Origin of the sequence: Rhodococcus sp. Eu-32 (genome assembly GCF_003336925.1) — a bacterium.
Lineage (GTDB): Bacteria > Actinomycetota > Actinomycetes > Mycobacteriales > Mycobacteriaceae > Rhodococcoides > Rhodococcoides kyotonensis_B.
In genome coordinates this window covers 37990-64109 of the sequence record NZ_QGNK01000002.1, presented here as the reverse complement: position 1 = coordinate 64109, position 26120 = coordinate 37990, and the positions used below count along the sequence as shown (strand labels likewise).

The 26120-nt window shown below is 64.5% G+C and carries 23 protein-coding genes and 1 pseudogene; 18 read left to right on the top strand and 6 right to left on the bottom strand.

All coding sequences use genetic code 11. The features are described 5' to 3' along the window. The first annotated feature begins 4 nt into the window (after positions 1-4). The 4 genes from DK926_RS03770 (at position 5) to DK926_RS03755 (ending at position 3171) form a co-directional block, all read left to right on the top strand. Positions 5-346 carry a DUF1801 domain-containing protein gene (locus DK926_RS03770; RefSeq protein WP_068425265.1) on the top strand — a complete coding sequence of 114 codons (342 nt, stop codon included), beginning with the start codon at positions 5-7 and terminating at the stop codon, positions 344-346. A gap of 49 nt (positions 347-395) precedes the next feature. After that, entirely contained in the window at positions 396-1286 is an 891-nt protein-coding gene (locus DK926_RS03765) for a DUF1295 domain-containing protein (protein WP_114328828.1), read from the top strand. An 86-nt stretch (positions 1287-1372) separates the two neighbouring features. After that, a complete protein-coding gene (locus tag DK926_RS03760; RefSeq protein WP_114329338.1) occupies positions 1373-2389 on the top strand; it encodes a Gfo/Idh/MocA family oxidoreductase in 1017 nt (338 codons plus the stop codon). After that, positions 2386-3171 (top strand): TIM barrel protein, encoded by a 786-nt coding sequence (locus DK926_RS03755; RefSeq protein ID WP_114328826.1) that lies wholly within the window; start codon positions 2386-2388, stop codon positions 3169-3171. Before DK926_RS03760 ends, DK926_RS03755 begins: the two co-directional genes overlap by 4 nt. 3 nt (positions 3172-3174) lie before the next feature. Here the strand turns inward: DK926_RS03755 and DK926_RS03750 are convergent, their stop codons facing one another. Further along, positions 3175-3741 (bottom strand): zeta toxin family protein, encoded by a 567-nt coding sequence (locus DK926_RS03750; RefSeq protein WP_114328823.1) that lies wholly within the window; start codon positions 3739-3741, stop codon positions 3175-3177. Then, a complete protein-coding gene (locus DK926_RS03745) occupies positions 3738-4115 on the bottom strand; it encodes a hypothetical protein (protein ID WP_114328821.1) in 378 nt (125 codons plus the stop codon). The genes DK926_RS03750 and DK926_RS03745 overlap by 4 nt, the downstream gene beginning before the upstream one ends. Positions 4116-4322: 207 nt before the next feature. On the opposite strand from DK926_RS03745, the gene DK926_RS03740 reads away from it, so the two are divergent. From DK926_RS03740 to DK926_RS03710, 7 genes are read left to right on the top strand one after another with little or no spacing between them, the layout of a single operon-like run. Then, on the top strand, positions 4323-4673 hold the full coding sequence (locus DK926_RS03740) for an L-rhamnose mutarotase (RefSeq protein ID WP_114328819.1): 351 nt from the start codon (positions 4323-4325) through the stop codon (positions 4671-4673). 44 nt (positions 4674-4717) lie between these two features. Continuing rightward, positions 4718-6064, top strand: a complete 1347-nt coding sequence (locus tag DK926_RS03735; RefSeq protein ID WP_114328817.1) for an MFS transporter — start codon at positions 4718-4720, stop codon at positions 6062-6064. Beyond that, positions 6061-7230, top strand: coding sequence for an L-rhamnose isomerase (gene rhaI / locus DK926_RS03730; RefSeq protein WP_114328815.1), 1170 nt, complete (start codon positions 6061-6063; stop codon positions 7228-7230). The genes DK926_RS03735 and rhaI overlap by 4 nt, the downstream gene beginning before the upstream one ends. Before the next feature lie 3 nt (positions 7231-7233). Beyond that, positions 7234-9291 (top strand): bifunctional rhamnulose-1-phosphate aldolase/short-chain dehydrogenase, encoded by a 2058-nt coding sequence (locus DK926_RS03725; RefSeq protein WP_068425249.1) that lies wholly within the window; start codon positions 7234-7236, stop codon positions 9289-9291. Then, positions 9288-10760 (top strand): rhamnulokinase family protein, encoded by a 1473-nt coding sequence (locus DK926_RS03720; protein ID WP_114328813.1) that lies wholly within the window; start codon positions 9288-9290, stop codon positions 10758-10760. The genes DK926_RS03725 and DK926_RS03720 overlap by 4 nt, the downstream gene beginning before the upstream one ends. Before the next feature lie 20 nt (positions 10761-10780). Next, a complete protein-coding gene (locus tag DK926_RS03715) occupies positions 10781-12019 on the top strand; it encodes an alpha-hydroxy acid oxidase (RefSeq protein ID WP_068426171.1) in 1239 nt (412 codons plus the stop codon). Positions 12020-12061: 42 nt separating this feature from the next. Continuing rightward, positions 12062-13096 (top strand): LacI family DNA-binding transcriptional regulator, encoded by a 1035-nt coding sequence (locus tag DK926_RS03710; RefSeq protein WP_114328811.1) that lies wholly within the window; start codon positions 12062-12064, stop codon positions 13094-13096. A gap of 10 nt (positions 13097-13106) precedes the next feature. Here DK926_RS03710 and DK926_RS03705 read toward each other — a convergent pair whose 3' ends face one another. Together DK926_RS03705 and DK926_RS03700 are read right to left on the bottom strand one after the other, a co-directional pair. Next, a complete protein-coding gene (locus DK926_RS03705) occupies positions 13107-13472 on the bottom strand; it encodes a RidA family protein (protein WP_114328810.1) in 366 nt (121 codons plus the stop codon). 15 nt (positions 13473-13487) lie between these two features. Continuing rightward, positions 13488-14447, bottom strand: coding sequence for a LysR family transcriptional regulator (locus DK926_RS03700; protein ID WP_114328808.1), 960 nt, complete (start codon positions 14445-14447; stop codon positions 13488-13490). 89 nt (positions 14448-14536) lie between these two features. Between DK926_RS03700 and DK926_RS03695 the strand changes: the two genes are divergently transcribed. Further along, the gene (locus DK926_RS03695) at positions 14537-15463 is read left to right on the top strand and encodes a DMT family transporter (RefSeq protein WP_243636627.1); all 927 of its coding nucleotides are present in this window, start codon (positions 14537-14539) and stop codon (positions 15461-15463) included. Positions 15464-15468: 5 nt separating this feature from the next. Here the strand turns inward: DK926_RS03695 and DK926_RS03690 are convergent, their stop codons facing one another. Then, positions 15469-16611 (bottom strand): aminotransferase class I/II-fold pyridoxal phosphate-dependent enzyme, encoded by a 1143-nt coding sequence (locus DK926_RS03690; protein ID WP_114328806.1) that lies wholly within the window; start codon positions 16609-16611, stop codon positions 15469-15471. Positions 16612-16759: 148 nt separating this feature from the next. On the opposite strand from DK926_RS03690, the gene DK926_RS03685 reads away from it, so the two are divergent. Together DK926_RS03685 and DK926_RS03680 are read left to right on the top strand one after the other, a co-directional pair. Beyond that, positions 16760-17458, top strand: coding sequence for a DUF3159 domain-containing protein (locus DK926_RS03685; protein WP_243636626.1), 699 nt, complete (start codon positions 16760-16762; stop codon positions 17456-17458). A gap of 622 nt (positions 17459-18080) precedes the next feature. Further along, entirely contained in the window at positions 18081-19862 is a 1782-nt protein-coding gene (locus tag DK926_RS03680; protein ID WP_165839497.1) for an HNH endonuclease signature motif containing protein, read from the top strand. A 202-nt stretch (positions 19863-20064) separates the two neighbouring features. Here the strand turns inward: DK926_RS03680 and DK926_RS03675 are convergent, their stop codons facing one another. Beyond that, positions 20065-21030, bottom strand: coding sequence for a sugar phosphate isomerase/epimerase (locus tag DK926_RS03675; RefSeq protein WP_114328802.1), 966 nt, complete (start codon positions 21028-21030; stop codon positions 20065-20067). 185 nt (positions 21031-21215) lie between these two features. On the opposite strand from DK926_RS03675, the gene DK926_RS03670 reads away from it, so the two are divergent. The 4 genes and pseudogenes from DK926_RS03670 to DK926_RS03655 all read left to right on the top strand — a co-directional run bounded on the left by DK926_RS03670 (position 21216) and on the right by DK926_RS03655 (position 26105). Beyond that, positions 21216-21836, top strand: coding sequence for a hypothetical protein (locus tag DK926_RS03670; RefSeq protein WP_125833365.1), 621 nt, complete (start codon positions 21216-21218; stop codon positions 21834-21836). 78 nt (positions 21837-21914) lie between these two features. Next, positions 21915-23798: a S9 family peptidase gene (locus DK926_RS03665; protein ID WP_114329332.1), complete on the top strand. Its 1884-nt coding sequence runs from the start codon at positions 21915-21917 to the stop codon at positions 23796-23798. A gap of 57 nt (positions 23799-23855) precedes the next feature. Beyond that, a pseudogene (locus tag DK926_RS03660) lies at positions 23856-24284 on the top strand (GPP34 family phosphoprotein); the annotation flags it as partial. A 366-nt stretch (positions 24285-24650) separates the two neighbouring features. Next, complete coding sequence (locus tag DK926_RS03655; protein WP_114328796.1) at positions 24651-26105, top strand: aldehyde dehydrogenase; 1455 nt, start codon at positions 24651-24653, stop codon at positions 26103-26105. Positions 26106-26120: the final 15 nt, after the last annotated feature.

Sequence of the window (26120 nt, the reverse complement as noted above, 5' to 3'; positions counted from 1 at the left end):
GCCCATGAGCGATGACTGGCGAGCAGAGACCGTGTCGAAGATCCGCACCCTGATCGAGGCCGCCGCACCGGGCGTCACCGAGGAAGCCAAGTGGAAGAAGGCGTCGAACCCCGACGGTGTGCCCACCTTCGGTCTGGGTGGTCTCCTCTGCACGGTCGAGACCTACAAGGACAAGGTCAAGGTCACGTTCGCCAAGGGTGCGTCGCTCGACGACCCGGCCGGGGTGTTCAACGCCAGTCTCGACGCGGGGACGCGTCGGGCGGTGGACATCCGTGAGAACGACATCCTCGACGCCGACGCCTTCTCGGCTCTGATCAGCAGCGCGGTCGAGCTGAACCAGCGCTGACGGTCGCGATTCGGCCGTACGAGCACGGACCGCGCACTACAGTGCGTCCATGAGTCGGGGCGTCTCGCTCGGTCGAATAACGATGGCTTACGCCGTCGCGATAGCGGCGGGGTACGTCTGGCTCGTATGGGGTCCGGACACCGGCCTGCTGTGGCTCGACGGTCTCATCGCCGATCTGATCGCGACGGCGATCATCTTCGTGGCCAGTCGGCTGTATCGCAATTCCAGTGTCTACGACGCTTTCTGGAGCGTGATCCCGTCGTTCCTGGCGTTCTACTGGTGGCTCGCCGCGGGCTCCGACGTCGACGCGGTCCGCTGGTGGCTGATGATGGCGGTCATGCTGGCCTGGTCGATCCGGTTGACCGGCAACTGGATCGTCGGCTTTCGCGTTCTGCAGCAGGAGGATTGGCGATACCCGCTGCTTCGTGCGCGTGCGGGACGGTTCGGTCCGATCGCGGATCTCGTTGCAATTCACATCTTTCCGACGCTTCAGGTGTTCGCCGGTCTGATTCCGGTCTACGTCGTCGCGACGCGCGCGGGTGAGCCGTTCGGTGTGCTCGACGTCGTCGCGTTCGTTGTCGGTGTCGGGGCGTTGTCCATCGAAACCATTGCGGATCTGCAAATGCGGCGCTTCGTGGCACGGAGGTCGCCGGGGCAGGTCATGGACCGCGGGCTGTGGTCGTGGTCGCGGCATCCGAACTATTTCGGCGAGTTCGGGGTGTGGTTGTCGTTCGGTCTGTTCGGGCTCGCGGCCTGTCCTGGTGCGTGGTGGGTGCTGTCGGGTGCCGCCGTCATGCTGGCGATGTTCCAGGGCGCAAGCATTCCGATGATGGAACAGCGCAGTCTCGAACGTCGCCCGGAATACCGCGACGTCATTCGTCGAGTGTCGCGTTTCGTTCCTCGTCCGCCTCGGAACGTGTCGGGGCGAGCCCGGTCTTGACCGGACCGATCAGCAGCCCTAGCATCGTCCACTAGAACGTAACAGTAGTACGTTCTAGTCCTTCTTCCCGAGTGTCGGAGCAACTGATGTCCAAGAAATCCCCGGTGCGTATGGCACTGATCGGCGCAGGCCGGATCGGTTCGAGCCACGCCGAGCTCGTTGCGAACCATGTCCCCGGTGCCACGTTGGTTGCCGTCGTCGACCCGACGCCCAACGCCGAGCGTCTCGCCGCCGATCTCGACGTGGACGTCGTCGAGCGGTCGGCCGACGCCGCGCTCGCACGCCCGGACGTCGACGCAGTACTCATCACGACGCCCGCCCGAACGCACACGGACCTGGTCGTTCAGGCTGCTGCGGCCGGCAAACACGTGTTCGTCGAGAAGCCGATGGCCGTGACTCTCGCCGACGCGGACCGAGCGATCGACGCCGCGAAGGAGGCAGGCGTCGTCCTTCAGGTCGGCTTCAATCGACGTTTCGCGCCGGGATGGATCGCGGCCCGCTCGGCGATCGATGCGGGACGCGTCGGGACTCCGCAGTTGCTCCGCTCGGTCACCCGCGATCCCGGACCGTTCTCCGCCGATCCGGCGCGTATCCCACCGGGAACGATCTTCCTCGAGACCTTGATCCACGACTTCGACGCGCTGTGCTTCCTGAACCCGGGCGCGCGCCCCAGGCGCGTGACAGCGATTGCCGACGCGTTGATCCGTCCCGACGCCAAGGCGGACGGTCATCTCGACACCGCGGTGGTGACGGTCGAGTTCGACAACGGCGCAATTGCCGTGGCGGAAGCGAACTTCAGTGCCCTGTACGGCTACGACGTGCGCGGTGAGGTGTTCGGATCCGGTGGCATGGTCACCATGGGAGATTCGTTGACGAGCAACATGACGTACTACGGCCCCGAGGGTATCGGTATCGACACCGCACGCCGCGACACGGATCTTCTGCGCAGCGCGTACCTCGGCGAGTTCATCGCGTTCGTCGACGCGATCCGGAACGGAACGCAGGCCCAGGTCACCGGCGAGGATGCCCGCATCGCGCTGAGTATCGCGCTCGCCGCGATCGACAGCGCCGCAACAGGACAGGCTGTCGAGGTGTCCGCATGAGCGGAGTGACGCTCGCCGCGTGCGCGGAGATGATCTTTTCGAACCTGCCGCTGATGGACCGCATCGAGCGGATCTCCGAACGCGGTCTGCTCGTGGAGATCTGGGACTGGTCGAGCAAGGACATCGATGCGCTCGCCGGATCCGGAGCCGAATTCTCGTCGATGACGGGTTATCTCGCGGGGAACCTGACCGAGCCGGACGGTATCGAAGAACTGCTCGCGACTGCAGCGCAGTCCTTGAAGGTCGCCGACAAGCTCGACTGCCCACGGTTGAACCTGCACGGCACGGGGCTCGGTGACGGAGGTCTTCCGGTTCGGCCGGTCGAGGTCGTGACGCCGTCGATGTGGCTAACCGCCGCAGACACTTTGGGCAAGATCGCCGAGTTGGGCGCCGCCGCCGGTCGGACGTTCGTCCTCGAGAATCTCAACCTCGCGGTCGACCACCCCGGTACTCCCTTCGCGACCGCGTCGGACACCTTGGCGTTGGTCAAGGCAGTCGATCACCCGAATCTGCGTCTGAATCTCGACCTGTACCACGCGCAGATCGGAGAAGGGAACCTGATCGAGTTGGTCACCGAGGCCTTGCCGTACATCGGTGAGATCCAGGTCGCCGATGTACCGGGCCGGTGCGAACCGGGTACGGGCGAAATAAATTACAGCGCAGTGGCATCGGCGCTGAAGAAGATCGACTACTCCGGCGTGGTCGGAATGGAAGCCTGGGCGTCCGGAGATCCGGACGCCGCGTTGGACGCGTTCGAAGCGGCGTTCGCGCCGGCGCGCTGAGTTCTAGGGTCGTAGCTCTGCGGGTGCCCATGTAGGCCACTTGGTTTCACCGACAAGATCGCCCTCGACGAACCTCGCTGCGATGCGGGTGACGTCGGGGGCGGAATTGTCGTACACCGTGGCATGATGCGAGCGCCGAATCGCTTCGGCTACCAACGGCCACAACCGATCGAAGCGTTCGCGGATCTTGTCCTCCGGGACGTCGTGCCCACCCTCGGTGACGCGTACCGCGACGCGGGCGACGGACAGTTCGACGGGAACCATGACCACGTGCAGCACGACGACATAGCCCGCCCGGCGGGCCTTGTCGAGAAAGTCGAGTTTCGACGGGTGGGAGAACACCGTCTCGGCGATGAACGATTCGCCCTGTGACACGAGGCCGTCGCGAATGGTCGACGCGATCCTCGCGGCCTCGTAGGAATGCGCCTCCGGCGCATCGGGCCAGCGCTGCCGCGCGATGACGTCGGCATTCACGAACGCACTTCCCGGAAGCAACGGCGCGAGGCGCTGTTCGACGAACGTCGTCTTACCGGAACCGTTCGGGCCGACGACGAGATCCAGTCGTCTCACAGAACGATCTGGCTACCGTCGGGCAGATGCTTGACGACGCGTCCCTGCTCGTCGAGCGAGACCGTGACGCGCCCCTGTGCAGCGCGATCCGCGACGTGATCGCCGGTAGCAAGCGACTCTTCGAGAGCGCTGGCAACCTCGGCGTTGAACACGACGCCCTCTTCGTCGGAGAGCGCACTCAGCGGTGTCCGGCCGGCCAGCGCGGCTTCGACGCGTCGACGTGCGACCTGCCGCTGATTCGATACCTCACGGCCCACCCGAGCCCAGTGTTCGAGCTGTTGCCTGGCCGAGCGGTTCTCTCGCTCGCCTTCTGCTGCTGCGGCGTCGACCAGTTCGGACGAGAACCGCGTGACCCTGTCGGCGACGTTCGTCATGATTCGCTCCCTCGATCGGCACGCCACACCCAGTGTAGCAATGTGCTACAGCGAACGGCCGGTGTTCGCGGGACTACCCGAGCCGGACCAGGGGGTTGACGTAGCCCACGAGCGAGCCCTAATGTGAGCCAGGCCATTGATTGAAACGTTTCAATCTTCGTTTCGATCCACCGGGACGGCTCACCGTCACTACGTCGCTGGAGAGTCATGACTACCGTCGCAGACGCCGACAAAGCGGAGCTTCACAGAGTGTGCTTCCTGCTCAAGCTCAGGCCGGATCGCGTGCAGGACTATCTGGCGGCTCACGAACACGTGTGGCCCGACATGCTCGATGCGCTGCGTGACACCGGATGGAAGAACTACTCCCTGTTTCTCCGTCCCGAGGACGGACTCGTCGTCGGCTACGTCGAATCGAAGGATCCCGCCGCGATGACTGCGGCGATGAGCGCGACCGACGTCGACGCCCGATGGCAGCGAAACATGGCCGAGTACTTCGAGCCCGCAGCGCGCCCGGATGCGCCTCTCGAATTCCTGACGCACTACTTCCATCTGCCCTGAATTCTTTCGATCCCCCTGACCCCACACATCCTTTCGGAGCCCTCATGAAGATCGGCGCCAAGTCCACCACCGGGTGGCGCGCGACCATATCGGTCGCGATGAGCAACTACATCGAAGCCGGCTCGATCATTGCGATAGCCACTTCACTGACGTTGTGGCAGAACGAGTTCGGCATCAGCAACCTTGCGGTCGGACTACTCGCGGCGTTCAGTGCGAACGCGTTCGGCGCCGCCATCGGTGCCGGTATCGGCGGGCCTCTGTGTGACCGATACGGTCGCAAAGCCATCTATACTTACGATCTGATCGTGTACATGGTCGGCGTGCTCATCGCTGCGTTCGCGATGAACTTCGCGATGCTGTTGACGGCCTTCGTCATCACCGGCGTTGCCGTCGGAGCAGGCGTCCCTGCTTCGTGGACGTACATCGCCGAGCAAGCACCGTCGCGCGAACGAGCCCGGCACGTCGGAACAGCGCAACTTGCCTGGTCGGTCGGCCCGTTCATCGGCTTCGCTCTCGCCGCGCTACTTGCGCCGCTCGATCTGCTCGGATCACGCATCATCTTCGTGCACCTGTTCGTCGTGGCTGCGGTGGTCTGGTGGATTCGCCAGGGGTTGCCCGAGTCGGCCATCTGGAAGGACGAGGCCGCCGACACTGCAGGCGCTGCTACTCGCGAGAAGACCTTCGGCGCAGCAGGTTTGAAGGGACTGTTCACCAAGCGAGTGAACATCACCGCACTTCTTGTGCTCATCGGCATCTACGGCTTCTGGAACACTGTCGCCGGCCAGGCGGGTATCTTCATGCCGCGCGTCTACGAAAGTGCCGGAGTGGAGAGCGCCGTCGAACAGAATCTTCTGCAGGTTCTCGTGTGGGGATGCACCGTCGCCGCGACGTACTTCGGGTTCATGAAGTTCGCGGATCGCATGTCGCAGCGACTGCTGTACTCGATCGGCGCGGCACTGGGCATTGCCGCGTGGGCCATCCTGGTGTTCTTCACCGACGCGGGTATGCCCACCCTGTTGATCTTCGCGATCACGTGGGGCATCTCCAGCGGAATCGGCGCGCAGGCGTTCTACAGCTTGTGGGCGAGTGAGCTGTTCGCGACGCCGTACCGCGCCAGCGCTCAGGGCTTCATGTTCTTCGTCGTACGGACGGCCACCGGACTGCTCAGCTACTTCTTCCCGACGCTCCTGGCCGCCACCGGGCTCACCACAGTCGGACTTCTGCTCATCGGCCTTCTCACGGTGGCACTGGCGATCGGCGCAGTGTTCGCACCGAACACGCGCGGAAAGTCGTTGCCCGAGATCGAGATCGAGCGCTACGGAACCGTCGTTTCCGACGACCTGACCACCCCCCGCCAGACCCCGAGCCCCACCCCGGAGCGTGCACTGTGACAACACATACCGTTCGACCCGACAGCATTCTCGACGCGCTCGCCATCGAACTTCCGTCCTGGGCCTTCGGGAACTCCGGAACCCGCTTCAAGGTGTTCGGTACACCCGGCACGCCAAGGACGATCCAGGAGAAGATCGCCGACGCGGCGACCGTGCATCGTCTGACGGGACTGGCTCCTGCTGTGGCCCTGCACATTCCATGGGACACGGTCGACAGCTACACCGAATTGAAGTCGTACGCTGCCGATCTGGGAGTGCGTCTGGGAACCGTCAACTCGAACACGTTCCAGGACGACGAATACAAGTTCGGCAGCCTGACCCACACCGACAAGACGGTGCGGCAGAGAGCGATCGACCACCACCTGCGGTGCCTCGAGATCATGACCGAGATCGGTTCGCAGGATCTGAAGGTGTGGCTGGCCGACGGCACGAACTACCCCGGCCAAGGGGACATCCGCGGTCGCCAGGACAGGCTGGCCGAATCGCTCGCCGCGATCTATCAGCACGTCGGCGAAGGCCAACGACTGGTGCTCGAGTACAAGTTCTTCGAGCCCGCGTTCTACGTCACCGACGTTCCGGACTGGGGCACCTCGTACGCGCACACGGTTGCTCTCGGCGATCGCGCCGCGGTGTGCCTCGACACCGGGCATCACGCACCGGGCACCAACATCGAGTTCATCGTCGCGCAGCTGCTGCGCCTCGGAAAGCTCGGATCGTTCGACTTCAATTCCCGTTTCTACGCGGACGACGACCTCATCGTCGGTGCGGCGGATCCGTTCCAGCTCTTCCGGATTCTGTTCGAGGTGATCCGTGGGGGCGGTCTTGCACCCGACTCCGACCTGGCCTTGATGCTCGATCAGTGCCACAACGTCGAGGCGAAGATTCCCGGTCAGATCCGATCGGTTCTGAACGTGCAGGAAATGACGTTGCGTGCGGCGCTCGTCGACACCGCAGCGTTGACGGCCGCGCAGGAATCGGGAGACGTGCTGGCTGCCAACGGAATCTTCATGGACGCGTTCTACACCGACGTTCGCCCGCAGCTGGCGTCGTGGCGTGAGGGCCGCGGGCTGCCGGCCGATCCGATGCGTGCCTACGCCGAATCGGGCTACCAGGAGAAGATCGAGGCCGAACGCGTCGGCGGAACCCAGACGTCCTGGGGTGCGTGAACCATGACAACAGAGCAGGAAGTGACGATGAACCCGACCGTTCGAGACCTTCTGTCCAGATCGAACCGTCTCGGCTCCGATCCGAGCAACACCAACTACGCAGGTGGCAACACCTCCGCCAAGGGCACCGACATCGATCCGGTGACGGGTGCCGACGTGGAATTGATGTGGGTCAAAGGATCCGGAGGCGATCTCGGCACGTTGACAGAGGCCGGGCTGGCCGTGCTCAGACTCGACCGGCTCCGTTCGCTCGTCGACGTCTACCCCGGCGTGGACCGCGAGGACGAGATGGTCGCGGCGTTCGACTACACCCTGCACGGCCGCGGGGGTGCTGCGCCGTCGATCGACACGGCGATGCACGGACTCGTCGACGCACCTCACGTCGACCACCTGCATCCCGATTCGGGTATCGCGATCGCGACCGCCGCCGACGGCGAGGAGCTGACCCGGAAGATCTACGGCGACACCGTCGTCTGGGTTCCGTGGCGACGTCCGGGGTTCCAGCTGGGACTGGACATCTCGGCGATCAAGGCGGCCAACCCGCAGGCCATCGGCTGTATTCTCGGCGGCCACGGCATCACCGCATGGGGTGAGACGTCCGACGATGCGGAAGCGAACTCGCTCCACATCATCCGCACGGCCGAGGCGTATCTGGCCGAGCACGGCACGGCCGAGCCGTTCGGCGCACCACTCGACGGCTATGCCGCGCTCCCGGAGGCCGAGCGCCGCGCGAAGGCAGCGGCACTGGCCCCGCACATTCGCGGCCTTGCGTCGACCGACGAACCGAAGGTCGGGCACTACACGGATTCGCAGGTCGTACTGGACTTCCTGGCCGCGAGCGAACACCCGCGCCTTGCCGCCCTCGGCACGAGCTGCCCCGACCACTTCCTGCGCACCAAGGTCAAGCCTCTCGTTCTCGACCTGCCGGCGGATGCACCCGTCGAACAGTGCGTGCAGCGCCTGCAGACGCTGCACGAGGCCTACCGCAAGGACTACCAGGCCTACTACGAGCGCTTCGCGACCGAGGACTCTCCGGCGATGCGCGGCGCCGATCCCGCCATCGTCCTGATCCCCGGCGTCGGCATGTTCAGCTACGGCGCCAACAAGCAGACCGCACGCGTCGCGGGCGAGTTCTACGTCAACGCCGTCAACGTCATGCGCGGCGCGGAATCGGTGTCGACGTACAGTCCCATCGACGAATCCGAGAAGTTCCGCATCGAATACTGGGCGCTGGAGGAGGCCAAGCTCGCGCGGATGCCGAAACCCAAGCCATTGGCGACGCGCATCGCGCTGGTCACGGGGGCCGCGTCGGGAATCGGGAAGGCCATTGCGCGCCGGCTCGCGGCGGAAGGCGCGTGCGTCGTCATCGCGGACCTGGACGAGCAGAAGGCGGCCGACGTCGCGGCCGAGATCGGCAGCACCGACGTCGCGATCGGTGTGCGCGCCGACGTCACCGACGAAGCTGCGGTGCAGGCGGCTGTCGACGCGACGGTGCTGGCATTCGGTGGCATCGACCTCGTCGTGAACAACGCCGGCCTGTCGCTGTCGAAGCCGCTGCTGGAGACGACCGTCGCGGATTGGGACCTGCAGCACGACGTCATGGCACGGGGATCGTTCCTGGTGTCCCGCGCGGCTGCGTCGGCGCTGATCGCGCAGAAGATGGGCGGCGACATTCTGTACATTTCGTCCAAGAACTCGGTGTTCGCCGGCCCGAACAACATCGCGTACTCGGCGACCAAGGCCGACCAGGCGCACCAAGTTCGTTTGCTCGCAGCGGAACTCGGTGAGCACGGCGTCAAGGTCAACGGCATCAACCCCGACGGTGTCGTGCAGGGATCGGGCATCTTCGCGGCCGGCTGGGGCGCCTCGCGCGCCGCGGTCTACGGTGTCGAGGAGAAGGACCTGGGCAAGTTCTACGCGCAGCGCACGCTGTTGAAGCGTGAGGTGCTGCCGGAGAACATCGCGGGTGCCGCGTTCGCGCTGTGTACGTCGGACTTCTCGCACACGACGGGCCTGCACGTGCCCGTCGATGCAGGAGTCGCGGCGGCATTCCTGCGATGAGCCTGTCGACGGTCGCGGCAGTAGACCTCGGTGCGACGAGTGGTCGCGTCGTGGTCGGCGTGGTCGGCACCGACGCCGCAGGACGGGATGTGCTGGATCTCGACGTCGTGGCGCGATTCCCCAACGAACCCCTGCGGTTGTGGAACGGAACCAGGACTGCACTGCACACGGACGTACCAGGCTTGTTCGGGCACATCCGAAAGGGGCTGGCCGACGCCGTGCGGCAGTCGGAGAACCTGGTGAGCATCGGCGTCGATTCCTGGGCCGTCGACTACGGTCTGCTGCGCGGCGGGCGACTGCTCGGCCTGCCGCATCACTACCGTGACGAACGTTCCGAGCGCGGCGTCCAACTGGTCGAATCCGCCGTCGGCCGTGAAGAATTGTTCTCTCGCAACGGTTTACAGTTCTTGCCGTTCAACACGGTGTATCAGCTTGCGGTCGAGAAGGAAGACGGACTGCTGGGCGTTGCAGATCGGGCTCTGCTGGTGCCGGACCTCGTCTCGTACTGGTTGACCGGACGCGAGGTCACCGAACGGACCAATGCGTCCACGACGGGCCTGTTCGGAACCGACGGGGTGCCCGATGTCGATCTGATGGCACGGCTCGGACTCGACCCGTCGCTGTTCGCGGACGTGGTCGACCCTGGCACCGTGTTGGGTCCGGTACTGCCCGGCGTGCTCGACGTGGACACGAGTGCGGTCGTCACGACGGTCGGTTCGCACGACACGGCGTCGGCGGTTGCGGCAGTTCCGATGGATCCTTCGTCGTCGGTGTACATATCCTGTGGCACGTGGGGACTCGTCGGAGCGGAAACCGCGGCCCCGGTGCTCGGTTCAGCCGTGCGCGAGGCGGGATTCACCAACGAGGCCGGAGTCGACGGCCGAAACAGACTGTTGCACAACGTCATGGGACTGTGGCTGCTGTCGGAGACCGTGCGGGAGTGGAGCCGGTCCGACGGAGCGCCGGTCGATCTGCCGACGATGCTCGCTGCCGCGGCCCAGTGCCCGTCGCCTGCGCACGTCTTCGACGCCGACGACCCGGTGTTCCTGTCCCGCGGCGACATGCCGCGGCGGATCCGCTCCTGGTATCTGGAGCGGGACCTCGACGCACCGTCGTCGCGAGTGGAGATGGTTCGCGCCGTCGTCGAGTCGTTGGCCGCGGCATTCGCCCGTGCGGTGCACGACGCGGCGTCGCTCGCAGGCTTCTCGGCCCGGCAGATCCACGTCGTCGGCGGCGGAGCCCAGAATGCGCTGCTGTGCAAAATTCTGGCGGATCGGTCGGGTATCCCGGTCCTTGCTGGACCGGCGGAAGCAACGGCGTTGGGTAACGTCCTGGTACAGGCACGTGCCCACGGTTCGATTCACGGTGAACTCGACCGGCTGCGTCGTATCGTTGCAACCACGTTCCCGCCGACGCAGTACACACCAGCGGTCTCCCGCACCTGTTCGCAGCGGGCGAGAACGGCATGAACAACGAGAAAGGATCAGCAATGGTCAAGAGGCAGGTCCCGAAGGTGCGCGATCTCGCGCCCCTCATGCAGTTCAAGAAGCCGCAGCTGAACGCGAAGAAGCGCCGTCTCGACGCGGCCCTGACGATCGAGGATCTTCGAAAGATCGCCAAGCGTCGCACTCCGACGGCCGCCTTCGACTACACCGACGGATCGGCCGAAGCCGAGTTGTCGATCACGCGTGCGCGACAGGCGTTCCAGGACATCGAATTTCGCCCGTCGATCCTGCGCGACGTGTCGAAGGTATCGACGGGGTGGGACGTGCTCGGTGCACCGGTCGCGCAGCCATTCGGCATCGCGCCGACCGGGTTCACACGCATGATGCAGACCGAGGGCGAGATCGCCGGGGCGCGCGCTGCGGCCCGTGCGGGAATCCCGTTCTCGTTGTCGACGATGGGAACGCACTCCATCGAGGATGTACGCGACGCGAACCCGCACGGCCGCAATTGGTTTCAACTGTACATGTGGAAGGACCGCGAGCGCTCGATGGCTCTCGTCGAGCGGGCGGCGAAGGCGAACTTCGACACCCTGCTCGTCACCGTCGATGTCCCGGTGGCGGGTGCACGGCTGCGCGACAAGCGCAACGGTATGACCATTCCGCCTGCGCTGACGCCCGGGACGGTGATGAATGCGCTCCCTCGGCCACAATGGTGGATCGATTTCCTCACGACCGAGCCGCTGTCGTTCGCGTCGATCGACCGCTGGTCCGGCACCGTCGCCGAACTGCTCGACACGATGTTCGATCCGACGGTCACCTTCGAGGACCTCGCCTGGATCAAGACGCAGTGGCCAGGAAAGCTGGTGGTCAAGGGAATTCAGACGCTGGACGACGCGAAAGCCGTCACGGACCTCGGAGCGGACGGCCTCATCCTGTCCAATCACGGTGGGCGACAGCTCGATCGCGCCCCCATCCCGTTCCATCTGCTACCCGACGTCGCACGGGAGGTGGGTTCGGACACCGAGGTGATGCTCGACACCGGCATCATGTCGGGCGCCGACATCGTCGCGTCCATTGCGCTCGGCGCCCGATTCACGCTGGTCGGGCGAGCGTACCTGTACGGGCTGATGGCGGGCGGTGAGGCAGGCGTGAACCGCGCGATCGACATTCTGTCCGAACAGGTCGAGCGCACGATGCGGCTGCTCGGCGTCACGTCGCTCGAAGAACTCGAACCGGGCCACGTGACGCAGCTCGAGCGTCTGGTGCCGCGGCCCCGTTCCTGATACCGCGTTCGCCGACATACGCGGAGCTGGAAGACTGCTGTCGTGGCAAAGAGCATGAAGCAGGTGGCCGCCGCGGCCGGTGTGTCCGTCGGCACGGTCTCGAACGTGCTGAACGCGCCGGACAAGGTGGCGCCTGCCACCGTGGATCGGGTCATGGCGGCCATCGACCAATTGGGCTTCGTACGCAACGACGCCGCCCGGCAACTGCGCGCGGGACGGTCGCGATGCATCGGTCTCGTCGTCCTCGACCTGGGAAACCCGTTCTTCACCGACATTGCTCGCGGCGCGGAAGCGAATGCGTTCGAACGCAGTCTGATGGTCCTGTCGGCGTCGACCGACGACAAGCCCGACCGCGAGCGGCTGTACCTCGACACATTCGACGAACAGCGGGTTCACGGGATGCTGGTGTCACCGGTCGGCGAGAATCTGTCCCGGCTCGAGCTGTTGCAGTCGCGCGGAACTCCGGTGGTGTTGGTCGACCGGGACGGCACGGGTACGCCGTTCTCGTCGGTCGCGGTGGACGACGTCGCGGGCGGCGCGATGGCAGTGCGTCACCTGTGCGAGCAGGGACGCAGGCGACTGGCCTACGTCGGCGGGCCGTCGAGTCTCAGGCAGGTCGCGGACCGCCTGCGTGGTGCACGCGCCGCCGCACAGGAATTCGACGGAACCGAACTCGAGGTCGTCGACACACCCGAATTGAGCGTCCTCGCGGGCAGGGCCGCTGCGGCCGCCATCGTCGACCGTGCTCCGCAGAACAGGCCCGACGCGATCTTCTGCGCGAACGACCTTCTCGCACTGGGTGTTCTGCAGAGTCTGGTCCTGCTCGGCCGCTCGGTGGTACCGGACGACATCGCCGTCATCGGGTACGACGACATCGATTTCGCGGCGTCGGCTGTCGTCTCGCTGTCGTCCGTTCGTCAGCCGAGCCGCGACATCGGCCATGCCGCAGTCGATTTGCTCGAACGATCGGTAGCAGACCCGTCGGCATCCCCGAGGCATGTTCGGTTCGAGCCGACGCTGACCGTGCGGGCGTCGACGACTGCGGCCACGCCTCCCGCCGACACGCGGACGGCGTAGCCGTCGGACGTCAGGAAATGATGGCGTCGGCCTCGATCTCGACCAGGAGGGCGTCGTCGATCAGTGCATTCACGCCGAGCAGCGTGGTGGCGGGCCGGATGGCTCCGAAGATCTCACCGTGAACGGCGGCGACGTCCTGCCACTGCGACACGTCGCGCAGGTAGATGCGAGTGCGGATGACGTCCTGCAGGGATGCGCCCGCGTCGACGAGGGCTGCTTCGATGGTCGCGAGGGCGGCGCGAGTCTGGTCGGCGACGGTCTTGCCCGGTGCCGTCGTGCCCGAGACCGCGACGCTGTTTCCGATGCGGACGGCGCGGCTGTATCCGATCTTCGGTTCCCACTCGGAGCCGGACGAGATGTTGGTTCTGTTGCTCATGGCTGCAATCTTCCTTCAGCGAGTGGGGGACGCCGGATCCGGGGCGAGAATTTCACCGACGCTGTCGACGGGGGTGCGCGACGCCGACGCCGACGCCGTCGCCAGTGCGGCACGGAAGGCGCGGACGGCGGGATGACGACCGCGGCCTTCCCGGACAGCGGTGTAGATCGTGCGCTGAGGTCGTCCCGGCAACGTGCTGAGCTCGAGACCGTCGGACTGGTCGGCGGCGATCAAGGCGGGAATGAACGCGGCCGCATGGCCGGTCCGGACGAGGTGCGCATGCATGAGCGGGTCGGGGCTGACGAACGTGACCCTGGGTTCGAACCCGGCTGCCCGGCACACCGAGCGCCCCCAGATGCCGGTCGGGGTGTCGGCCGGGTCCATTGCCCACGGCGCATCGGCCAGATCGACGAGACGCCGCCCGGGCGACAACCAGTCCGTGCCGCCGGGCACTGCGAGCATCAGTAGATCTGCGGCGAGATCGGCCCGATCGACGTTGGCCCGAACCTCCTCGGGCAGCCCGGGGTACTCCTCGCCGAGGATCAGGTCGTACGCATGCGAGAGCAACCCGTCGTACGCCTGTCCCATGTGATGCTGATCGAACTCGACGGACAACGACGGATGCTCGACGGCCAGAAGATCCAGGACGGCGGGAACGATCGCGAACACGACGGTTTGGAACGACGCGACCCGCAACGTCCCCTGAACTGCCGATTGCGCGGCAGCCAGATCCGATTCCGCCTCTTCGAGCTGCCGAAGGACCACCTCGGCGTGTGCGGCGAGACCGACAGCCGCGTCGGTCAGCGTGACGCCGCGTCCGACCGGCTCCAGCAGCCGCACGCCTACCTCCTTCTCGAGCAGTGACAACTGCTGAGAGACGGCCGACGGCGTGTACGAGAGCGCGCGTGCCACGCCTGCGAGTGTTCCCCGACGCTGCAGCTCGAGCAGAACGCGCAACCGCGGAACGTTCAGCATGCGATTCCTTTGATAGGTAAGTAACTCTGATCGATATTGGTAAAAATGATTCGCTGGACTTACCTTAGACGGTCCGCAAAGCTGAATCCATGGCAAGTTTCAGTCGAATGCAGGGCACCGGGTCCGCAGTGGCGATGATCGTCGGATCGTGTGTGTCGTTGCAGTTCGGCGCCGCGCTGGCGGTGCAGATATTCCCGCTGGCCGGGTCCTGGGCGGTCACCGCCGCCCGTCTCGCCATCGCAGCTGTATTGCTCGCGGTGTTCGTTCGTCCCCGGGTCCGGCAATGGTCGCGGGCTCAGTGGAAGGTCGTCTGCGCGCTCGGTGCGTCGTTGGCGGCGATGAACGGGTCGTTCTACGCCGCCATCGAACGAATTCCCCTCGGTGTGGCCGTGTCGATCGAGTTCCTCGGTCCACTGGTTCTCGCGGCGGTGTTGTCGCGTCGGCGCGTCGACCTGTGCTGGGCAGGTGTCGCCCTGGTGGGAATGGCGATGCTCGGGATCGAATCGGCCGTGCATTCGACGTCGCTCGACCCGATCGGCGTACTGTTCGCGCTCCTCGCGGCCGGATTCTGGTCGCTGTACATCCTCGCGAATGCACGTGTCGCGCAGGACGTTCCGGGCACCGGAGGCCTCGCAGTCGCACTTGCTGTCGGCTCGATCTGCATCATGCCGATCGGCATGATGCAGGGCATCGAGGCGTTCGCCGATCCGAAGGTGTTGGCGATCGTCGCCCTGGTGGGGCTACTGTCGTCGGCCATACCGTATTCACTCGAACTTGCTGCCCTACGGCGCATTCCGCGCAACGTGTTCGGAGTGCTGCTCAGCCTCGAACCGATCTTCGCGACGCTCGCGGGTTGGCTGCTGCTGCATCAGAGTGCGGGTGTTCTGCGCCTGTCGGCTATCGCTCTCGTCATCGTCGCCACCGTGGGAACTGTTGTGACCGCGGAGAAGAAGCAGTCGTCGACGATCGATCCCACCGACGAGCTGCAGCGTCCGAGTCAGCCCTCACCGGTGTAGCGGGCTCACAGTGCGCGGGCGAGGCGGTCGATCGCCTCGACGATCGTGTCCGGTGCGCAGGCCAGGTTCATCCTCGCGAAGCCCCTACCTTCCGTGCCGAAGCTGATGCCGTCGGACAGAGCGAGTTTCGCGTGGTGGAGTGCGCGGTCGGCAGGGTCGTCGCCCCAGCCGAGGCCGCGCAGATCCAACCATGCAAGGTAGGTCGCATTCGGCCGTCGTAGCGTGACGCGCGGAAGCTTCTCCGCGAGTTGCTGTTCCAGGACGGTGAAGTTGCGTTCGATCGTCGAGATCGTGGCGGCGAGCCATTCTCGACCGTGTGTGAAGCCTTCGCGCGTAGCCATGAGTCCGAGTAGTCCCGTGCGGAAGGTCACCTCGTCGGGTAGGCCCCGTATGAGGTCGGTCATGCGGTCGGATTCGGCGACGAACAGCGCGCTCTTCAATCCGGCGAGATTGAATGCCTTGCTACCGGATTCGGCTGCGATACCGTGTTCGCGCGCCTCGTCGGACACCGTCAGGTAGGGCGTGAACGTCGTGCCGTGGTGCGTCAGTGGGGCATGAATTTCGTCGCTGACGACCACCGCATCGTGACGAGCGACGATGCGCGACAACTCGGTCAGTGTTTCACGTGAATGCACCAGTCCGACGGGGTTGTGCGGGCTGCACAACAGGAGTGCACGGGCTCCTTTCTCGAAGGCGCGGTTGATGCCGTCGAGATCGAGCGAGTACTGCCGACCGTCGTCGGACAACGGCACTTCGACGACGCGCCCACCTGCTTCGGGGACAAGCTCGAAGAACGGTGGGTAGATCGGTGGGTTGATGATCACGCCGTCACCCGGTTCGATGAGTCTGCGCAGGGACTCGACGATGACGACACTGACGTCGGTGGCGTACCCCATACGTTCCGGGTTCGCATCCCAGTTCCAGACATCCGAGGCGTACGACGCGAAAGCCCGTGCAGCAGTGGCGTCGTGTGGATCGACGTAGCCGGTGTCACCCGCGTCCAGCGCAGCGTGCAGCGCCGCTCTGATCGGCGGAGCAAGTGGAAAATCCATCTCGGCGACGAACATCGGCAGCACATCGTCGGGGTGGGTGCGCCATTTCTCGCTGGTGCGTTTGCGGAGCGTCTCCATCGAATCCGCAGATGTCATGGTCCGGTCTCCTCGATGCTGTGTGGGCTCTGTCCCAGGCTAGCGGGGCGATCCATGACATCCGTCATGGCCGATCCGTGGCGTCGTAATTCCATCTCATGGTGGTCTGCACTGTTGTGGGCACATCGCCGCGACGACAGTAGAGAACATGGACGACAACGCCACAGCAACGATCGACGAGGAGGGCACGATGACGACGCCAGAACCGACGAACGTGCAGCAACAACCCGATAAGGTCGACGCGACGCAGGTACTGCTGAACAGTCTCGGCGGCGTCAGCGGCATCATCTACACAGCGATTCCGGTCGTGGCCTTCGTGACCGCCAACGCGCTCGTCGCACTCCCTGCCGCGATCGGCGTTGCCGTCGCTGTCGCGCTCGTCGTCACCGTGGTTCGCATGCGACGAGGTGAACCGCTCTCACAGGCGATCGGCGGACTGATCGGCGTTGTCGCCGCCGGAGGTGTCGCCGCGTGGACCGGATCCGGCAGCGGATACTTCCTGATCGGTATCTGGACGTCGCTCGGCGGTGCGGTGATCATGCTCGCGTCGGTTCTGGCACGCCGGCCGCTGACAGGAATGCTCTGGAGCGCCCTGCACGGCAACAGGTTCCGTTGGCGCGCAGAGCGCACTGTTCTCCGCGCGCACGACGTCGCCACGCTGACGTTCGCCGTGCTGTTCGGCGCCCGCTACATCGTGCAGGACTGGCTGTACGACACCGAGGCCACGGGATGGTTGGCATTCGCGAAAATCGGAATGGGCACACCGTTGTTCGCGCTGGCTGTACTCGTCACGGTGTGGGCGTTCCGTCGGTCGACCAAGCATCTCGCGGAGGCGGCACGGGTGTGAGAACGTGAGAGGTACCGACAGATTCGCCGACGGGTATCCGTCGGCGAGTTTCTGTTTAGTGCGCTCAGCTCCAGTGGCGCGGTTAGGTGGCCTGAGGTGCGCTCGACCGTTCTGCTGGAATAACTGTCCGTATGTCGTTCTTGCGGTGTGTGATTCGCAGAACCTATCCGGTGTCTCGAGGTGCCGGGTCGTGTTCTCGTCGAATTGTGTCGAACATATGTTCGACAAATATTGGTTCTTGGGTTAGACTTGGGTCATGCTTTCGGGGGATGGCGTATCAGGGGTGGACCAGTCGGTCAGCGGTGATAGTGCAGCGAATGCTGCTTTACCGCTTGATAATTCGTCGCACGATGAGCTGTCGGATGATGATGCTCGTGCGGCCGCGGTGGCGGAGTTCTGGGAGGGTGCACCGCCCGAGTTGCCCGTCTTCTCGTGTTCCGGCGATGCGGTGACTGCCGAGGTAGTGGCGGCGTTCTGGTCTGATGAGCCGGATGGGTCTGCGCCCGAGGACGGGTCTGCGTCGAATAGTGCTGCGGCTTCCTCTGATACAGCGGTTTCGGGGGATTCGACGTCCACCGCGGATGGCGCCGAGGTTGCGTGTGATCGGTCTTCGGATGGCGGTGTGTTCCCGGGTTCCGCTGCGACAGCTGGGTCGGCGGGCTCGTCGTCATCGCCGGGTTCGGTGTTGCCGATCGATGCGGCGTTTCTGGCGGGAGTGGTGGCCTCGATCGAGGAGCAGGTAGAGGTTTTGGGTCGGGCGCAGACGGTGGGGTTGTCCAATGCGGATCGTCGGGCGTTGTTGGTGCGGATGGAGACGGTGTCGCGGGCGTTGTTCGCTATGTCGCACACGTGGATTGCGGATCTGATCGGCCAGCATGGGTTGGATGAGATCGACGGTTCGGTGCCGGAGGCGTTGGCGGTGTTGATGCGGTTCTCGCGTGGTCGTGCGGGACAGCGGATTCGGTTCGCAAAAGAATTCGGGGAGCGGACAGCGTTGTCGGGTGATCGGTTGGAGCCGGTGTCGTCGGCGACGGCGAGGGCGGCCGAGGACGGTGTGTTGGATGAGGAGCATCAGGACATCGTTCGACTGTTCTTCAAGCGTCTGGGTTCGAAGGTCGCTGCCGAGACGAGGGAGAGCGCGGAACGGCAGTTGGCGCAGTTGGCGACGGAGTTGGGCCCGGATGCGTTCAAGGTGGCGGCGCGCAGGTTGTACGACGTGTTGGATCCCGATGGTGATCTCGACGAGGAGCGGGTGGCCGAGCGGACGTACATGCGGTTCGGAGATCAGGATGAGGCCGGGTTGTCGAAGATGACCGGTGTGGTCGATGCGGAGTTCCGGGCGTATTGCGAGGCGGCGTTCGCGAAGTGGGCGAAGCCGGGAATGTGCAATCCCGCCGATGACAAGCCCGTGGTCGATGAACCCGATGACGAGGATGAGAACGGTGCAGGCAGCGGCGACAACTTTGCGGACGGCCCGGATGATCCGACTCTGTTCGGAAGTTCCGATGCAGACGGTTGCGCTGGCGGTGGCAGTGGTTCCGCCGGCACTCCGAATGCCGACGTCGACGTCGATAATCCGGACAGTGCCGCTGCTGCTGACGCGGAGGTGGATGAGCCGGAAGCCGGTATACGCGACAGTTCGGAGTCGGAGTCGGAGTCGGAGTCGGAGTCGGACTCGGAGGTCGAGCGGGAGGCTGCGGAGCGGGCTGGTCGGGATCGGCGTGGTCAGGGTCGGCGTCAGCACGATGCGATGAAGACGATTCTGCGGCAGATGTTGGCGTCGGGGAAGCTGGGGCAGCATCGCGGCTTGCCGGTGACGGCGATCGTGTCGATGAGCTTGAAGGACTTGGAGGCCGGGACGGGGCATGCGGTCACGGCGACGGGGTCGTTGGTGCGGATGCGGGATGCGATTCGGATGGCTTCGCATGCGCGTCACTATCTGACGATGTTCGACAATGAGGAGCGGCCGCTGTATTTGGGGCGTTCGAAGCGGATTGCGTCGGCGGATCAGCGGATCGTGTTGATGGCGTCCGATCGTGGGTGCACGTTCCCGGGGTGTACTCGTCCGGCGACGTGGTCGCAGGTCCATCACATCGATGAGTGGGCCGAAGGCGGTAATACCGATATCGATTCGTTGACGTTCGGTTGCGATCAGCATCACCGACGGGTCGGGCCGACCGAGAGTGACTGGGCGACGACGAAAGCCGGGCCTGGGCATCCGTATCCGGGGCGTACTCTCTGGCATGCGCCGTCGACGATCGACCCGGACCGCCAAGGCCGTGTCAATCATTTCCATCACCCGAACGAATACATCTACCCCAACCCCGACGTGCCGCTGAACGGCAAGCCTGACGGGCCGGCGAGAGAAGCGGGTGAACCACCGGGCGAGCCTGACACGGTCTGAGTCCCGGGTCAGGGTTGTACAACCGAACACCCACCGTGAGCGGCATAGAGCACTACCTGTGCCGCCTACAGTGCTGCCAGGAAACGCTACAGTGCTGCCCGGAAACGCCGGTGCTGCTCGGAAACGTTGTTGCACACAAGGACCGGGTGGCGACGTCATGCCCTGCTGAGACCGATGCCCTGCAAGCAAGACCTGCCTCGCGTCAGATGTTCGCGGGATTCCAATCCGCGGGCTCGACGAGTGCGACCTGTTCGAGCAGACGTGCCGCGCGTCCGACGCCCTCCACGGAGTTGACCAGGGCATCTTCGTGTTCGATGTTCAGGGTCCCGTCATACCCCACTGCCCGCAGGGTGTACACGAAATCGGCCCAGAAGTTCGTTCCGCCCGGATGGCCTAAACCGAGAGTGACGTAGTTCCAGGCACGTTCGTGCGGTTGCGTGATCGGGACGGTATCCACGAGTCCGTCCGTCTGTGCCACCCGTGAATTGATGCGGACATCTTTGGCGTGCACGTGGAAGATGCGGTCGCCGAGGCCATTAATCGCCGACGGGATGTCGGCGCCCATCCACATGAGATGTGATGGGTCGAGATTTGCACCCACCACGGTGGGATCCGTCGCGTCGGCGAGTCGCTGCAACGTCGAAACATTGTGCACCAATTGCGATCCGCAGAGCTCGACTGCCAATCGAACGTTGTTCGCCTTCGCGTGAGCAGCGAGGTCACGCCAGTACGGAATCGCGACTTCGTTCCATTGATAGTCGAGCACCGCGAGATTCTCGGGCGGCCATGACGTCGTGATCCAGTTCGCCGAGCTGTCACCTGGTCCACCGGGCAACCCGGACATCAGCACGACAGTGGGGATGCCGAGTGCGCCTGCAACGGTGATGGTGTCGCGCACGACTCGGTCGTGCTGCGCTCCGCTCACGGGATGCAGTTGATTGCCGTTCGCATTCAAGGCGCTGATCGTCAGTCCGTGCGATTCGACGGCTTCACGAAACGTCTTCCGTGCATCTTCGGAGGCGACCAACTCGGCGAGGTTCGCATGAGGGCTTTCCGACCAGTTGCCCGTCGCGATTTCGACGGACGACAGGCCGAAACGGCACGCAACGTCCAAGGCGTCATCGAACGAGAGGTGGCCGACCGAGTCGGTGATCAATCCAATTCGCACAACAAACCCTTCGGACAGCGCGGTAAATTCTTACGCAGACTAGTACGTTCTAGTGGGGCATTGTCAAGACAAAGTTCCGGGCGAGTGACAGATGACAACTGTCATGCTCCACCCGTGATGCTGTAACCAGAACTCGTGCGTGTGTGCACTGTCGAGAATGCGCCGTACCGACGACTCTGGACAGCGTGAACGAGCAACCTACGCCCACGAAGCGCCTGAGACCGTTCAGGCCGTGGCAGGTGCTGAACCGGTATCTGTACACGCTGGAGCGGCCGTCATCGGCTGGCGTGCCCATTCTGTACACCGTCGAGGTGGACTCGCTGTCCGAGGACGATACGGTCCAGTTGTACGAGAACGGGTACCTCGCCACCACGAACGACCTGCCCGCCTCCATCGAGATCGACGGCGGCACCATCGAGGTGGCGGTCTCGCTGTACGGCGTCACGCGAGTCGATTTCGTGTCCGACGACGGTACCGGCCGCAGACTCGCACCTGTCCCCGGCACGCTGGAGTACCGTCGCCGACGCTTCGATCGTCGCCACCCGAGGCTCAGTCGCGCGATCGGCTGGGCAGCGATCGCCATTCTGGTCGTCAACCTCGTACTGGCCGCGTCGTTCGCGCTCGAGATCACGACGAAGGTACCGATGGTCGCAGAGCAGTTCGGCACATTCGTGTCGCCGATCCAATTACCCGCCTGGGCCAACACGACGCTGGTCGTCGCAGGCATCCTCGCAGCGACCGAACGTGTCCTGACGTTGCGTCACAACAAGATTCTGGATCTCGAAACGATCTGGGCCGCGTCCTGAGATCGACCCCCTGCGCCTCGCGACCGCTTGCGGCCATACCGAACCCCAGAACTGAGAAGAGAAATGGAAGGAAGAATGATGAACGCACCCGAACTGATTTCCCTCGACGACTTCTTCGGACCCCCGGCACGGACCGGAGCGTCGATATCGCCGGACGGCAACAGAATTGCCTTCCTGGCCCCATGGAAGAACCGCCTCAACGTGTGGGTTCAGGATGTCGACGGCAACGACGACGCAAGATGTGTGACGGCCGACGACGTTCGGAGCGTGCTCGACTACCACTGGACGGACAACCCGCGGTGGCTTCTGTACCTACAGGATTCGGGTGGTGACGAGAACCATCACGTCTTTCGCGTCGACCTCGACGATCCCGACGCCGATGCCGTCGACCTGACGCCGTTTCCTGGATCGCGGGTCTACGCGTTGGAACGCTCGCGCGAGAAGGAGGGCGTCGTCACGCTCCTCATGAATGCCCGCGACCTGGCGGCGTTCGATCTGTACGAACTCGAGATCGCCACAGGTGAATTGACAATGATCGGCGAGAGCCCCGGGCCCGGCCAGTCCTGGACCCCCGGCGTCGGGGGCGATCTCCTGCTCTTCGAGATGACTGCGCAGGGCGGCATGAACATTGCGCGTCGAAAGAAGGGCTCGGACGTCGTCCAGCACGTGACGACATTCGACGGAGCCGACTATCCGATGGGCGTCGGCGTCATCCACCCCACGGCCGACGGCACGGGATTGTGGGTCGCGTCGACGACCGACAGCGATCTCACTCGGTTGAACCGCGTCGACCTGGACACGGGAGAGGAGACTGTCGTCGACAGTCATCCGACGCTGGAACTGGATGCTGCTCGCCGAGCCGTCGAACAGGTGGAGTCACCGCTGATCTTCGACAAGGCGGGTGAGTTGATCGGAGCCCGCTACCTCGGAGAACGGCAGGTGATTCACACGTTCGACTCGGAGTTCGCCGAGGTCGTGAAGAATCTGAATGCGTTGTCCGACGGCGATATCGGCGCGATGTCCTCGGACGACAGTGGCCGAAAGTGGGTGGTGGCATTCACGCACGACCGCGATCCCGGAGTGACCTACTACTACGACCACACGACGGGCGAGAGCCGAAAGTTGTTCCGTCCCTACCCGCATCTGAATCCCGACGACATGGCGCCGATGACCCCGGTGACGATTACCGCCCGTGACGGACTGGAACTGCCGTCGTACCTGACACTTCCGGTCGGCGTCGAACCTGTGGGTTTGCCGATGATTCTTCTGGTCCACGGCGGTCCGTGGTACCGCGACGCCTGGAGGTACGTGCCGATCGTGCAGTTCCTGGCCAATCGCGGATATGCGGTGCTGCAGGTCAACTTTCGCGGATCGACCGGGTACGGGAAGGCACATACTCAGGCCGCGATCGGTGAATTCGCCGGCAAGATGCACGACGACCTGATCGACGGCGTCGAATGGGCCGTTGCTCAGGGATACGCGGACAGGGATCGCGTCGCGATCATGGGCGGATCTTATGGCGGGTACGCGGCGCTCGTCGGTGCCGCATTCACACCCGACGTCTTCGCTGCGTCCGTCGACTACGTGGGAATTTCGGACCTGGCCAACTTCATGCGGACTCAGCCGGCCTTCGCGCGTTCCGGCCTGGTCAACAACTGGTACCTGTACGTCGGCGACCCGGCAATCCCCGAGCAGGAAGCGGACATGCTTGCCCGCTCACCGATCACGCGTCTCGACGACATCACCACGCCGCTGCTCATCGCCCAAGGCGCCAACGATGCCCGCGTCGTGAAGGCCGAGTCCGACAACGTCGTCGAACGGCTGCGGGCTCGGGGAGTCGACATCGACTACATCGTGTACGACGACGAGGGGCACGGCTTCGTCAACCCGGAGAACAGCATCGGCTTCTACCGGGAGGTGGAGAGGTTCTTCGCCGAACACTTGGGAGTATGTCGACCGTGAAGGACCTGTTGATCGTCGAGGACCTGATGCTCCTGTCGCTCGAGTAAACGGCACGTCCAGGTCAGTTTGGTCGAGTTGGGTAGCCACCTGCGTCCGACAGTGCTGGACCGGCTCGAGGAGAAGGGGATGATCCGTCGCGAGAAGTCGCGATACCTCGGCATCATCGCGACGACCAGGATGCTCCCCGAGGCGCCCGCCTACGAGGCGTCGCTCCTCGAACGCGTCCGAGCAGTGCTGGAAAACGGCGTCACCCCGGATGCCAGGACCGCAACCCTCGTCGCACTGCTGTCGGCGAGTGGAACGCTGCCGGAGTTCCATCGGTCGATTCGGTGGGGCAACACCGTAGCGAGCCGCCCGCTGCAGTTCCAGAACGGCAACTGGGGAGCCACCGCGGTGAACTTGGCGATCACCCAGATTGCAGCGGCCAATGCGGCCATCGGTCTCGCCGTCGCAACCGGTGTCATCGGGGGCAACCAGGATCGGTGACCACGTCTGCACACTATCGGCCCATGTCGACGGAATTTCCGTCGGCATGGGCCGATTTCGTGCATCGATGTGCACTCGCCGCGGATCGGCGTGGAAATCTTCGATTCCTACACGGTGGGGAGGTCGATGTGATTACACTCACCGTAATATTCGGATAGTTCGAAACAATCGATAGCCGGATGGGAGTGTCCCGTCGCATCCCATCTCATTGGCTCGTGCTCGAAACCTGTTGTTGCGCAGCCTGATCGACGACGCCGGCGCACGCGTCGACCCCGTCCGACGACCCGGACGTGGGTGGCGCCGGCGTCGTCCTACTCCTGAAAACGCACCGACGAAGTCAGAGGTTCACCCGAGAGAGGAACGTGTATGACAGCCACAATTTCCAGCTTGCGGTCGGAGGACCGGCTGTACATCGGTGGGCAGTGGGAGAAGCCGAGCAACGACAGGCAGATCGAAGTGGTCTCGCCGGCGACGGAGAAGGTGGTTGCGACTGTTCCCGAACCGACGCCGGACGACATCGACAGAGCCGTCGGCAGGGCGCGGGACGCGTTCGACAACGGCCCGTGGTCGACGCTGGCGCCCTCGGAACGAGCGGCCGCGCTTCACCGAATCGCCGACGAGATCGAAGCACGAATGCCGGAGGCGAACTTCACCTTCACGGAAGAAGGCGGCGCGACCACGCATACGAGCTCGGCGTTCAATGCGAACGCTGTCATGTTCTGGCGGGGAGCGGCCGACGCGATCGCCTCAGTCCAGCACACGTCGACCCGGGATTCCGGCGATGGTACGAACGCGGAGATCAGCAAGGTACCGATGGGCGTCGCCGCGTTGATCACGCCGTGGAACGCGTCGCTGGCGAACGCGTCGGTGAAGATGGCTCCTGCGCTCGCGGCGGGATGCACGGTCGTCGTCAAGCCGGCTCCGGAAGCTCCCGTCGCCAATTATGTTCTGGCCGAGGCGATCGAGGCTGCGGGGTTGCCCGACGGCGTCGTCAGCATTCTGCCTGCCGGGCGGGAGGTGGGTGAGCACCTGGTGTCGCACCCGGAGGTGGACAAGGTGTCGTTCACCGGGTCGTCGGCTGCAGGTGCTCGGGTCATGAGTCTGGCGAGCAACGACATCAAGCGAGTGACACTGGAACTCGGTGGCAAATCTCCCGGCATTCTCACCGACGACGTCGATCTCGATGCGGTTCTGCCCAATCTGCTCGCCGCCGGTTACGGCCATTCGGGTCAGGTGTGTGTCGCGATCACGCGAATCCTTGTGCCGCGCAGCATTCACGACGATGCCGTCGAACGCGCAGCCGCCATCCTGCGTTCTCTGACCATCGGTGACCCGCATTCGCCGGACACCGTCATCGGTCCCCTGATCGCCGAACGCCAGCGTGCACGCGTCGAGAACTACTTCGCCATCGGCAAGGACGACGGCGCGACCCTGGTGACCGGCGGTCGAAGGCCCGACCATCTGGGCCGCGGGTGGTACGTGGAGCCGACGTTGTTCGCGAACGCTCGTCCCGACATGCGTATCGCACGCGAAGAGGTGTTCGGTCCCGTGATCACCGTGCTGCCGTACGACACGGAGGACGAGGCGGTGGCGATCGCCAATGGCACCGAGTTCGGACTCGCCGGATGCGTATTCGCGGGCGACATCGAACGAGCGAAAAGCATCGCACGACGCATCGATTCGGGGCAGGTGGGCGTCAACACCGCGTTCTCGAACTTCTCGCTGCCGTTCGGTGGGTTCAAGCAGTCGGGTATCGGACGCGAGGGTGGCGGCGCAGCAATCGACAACTTTCTCGAGACCCGCGTCCTGCTCGGCCTCTGACCAGCGACACCCCTC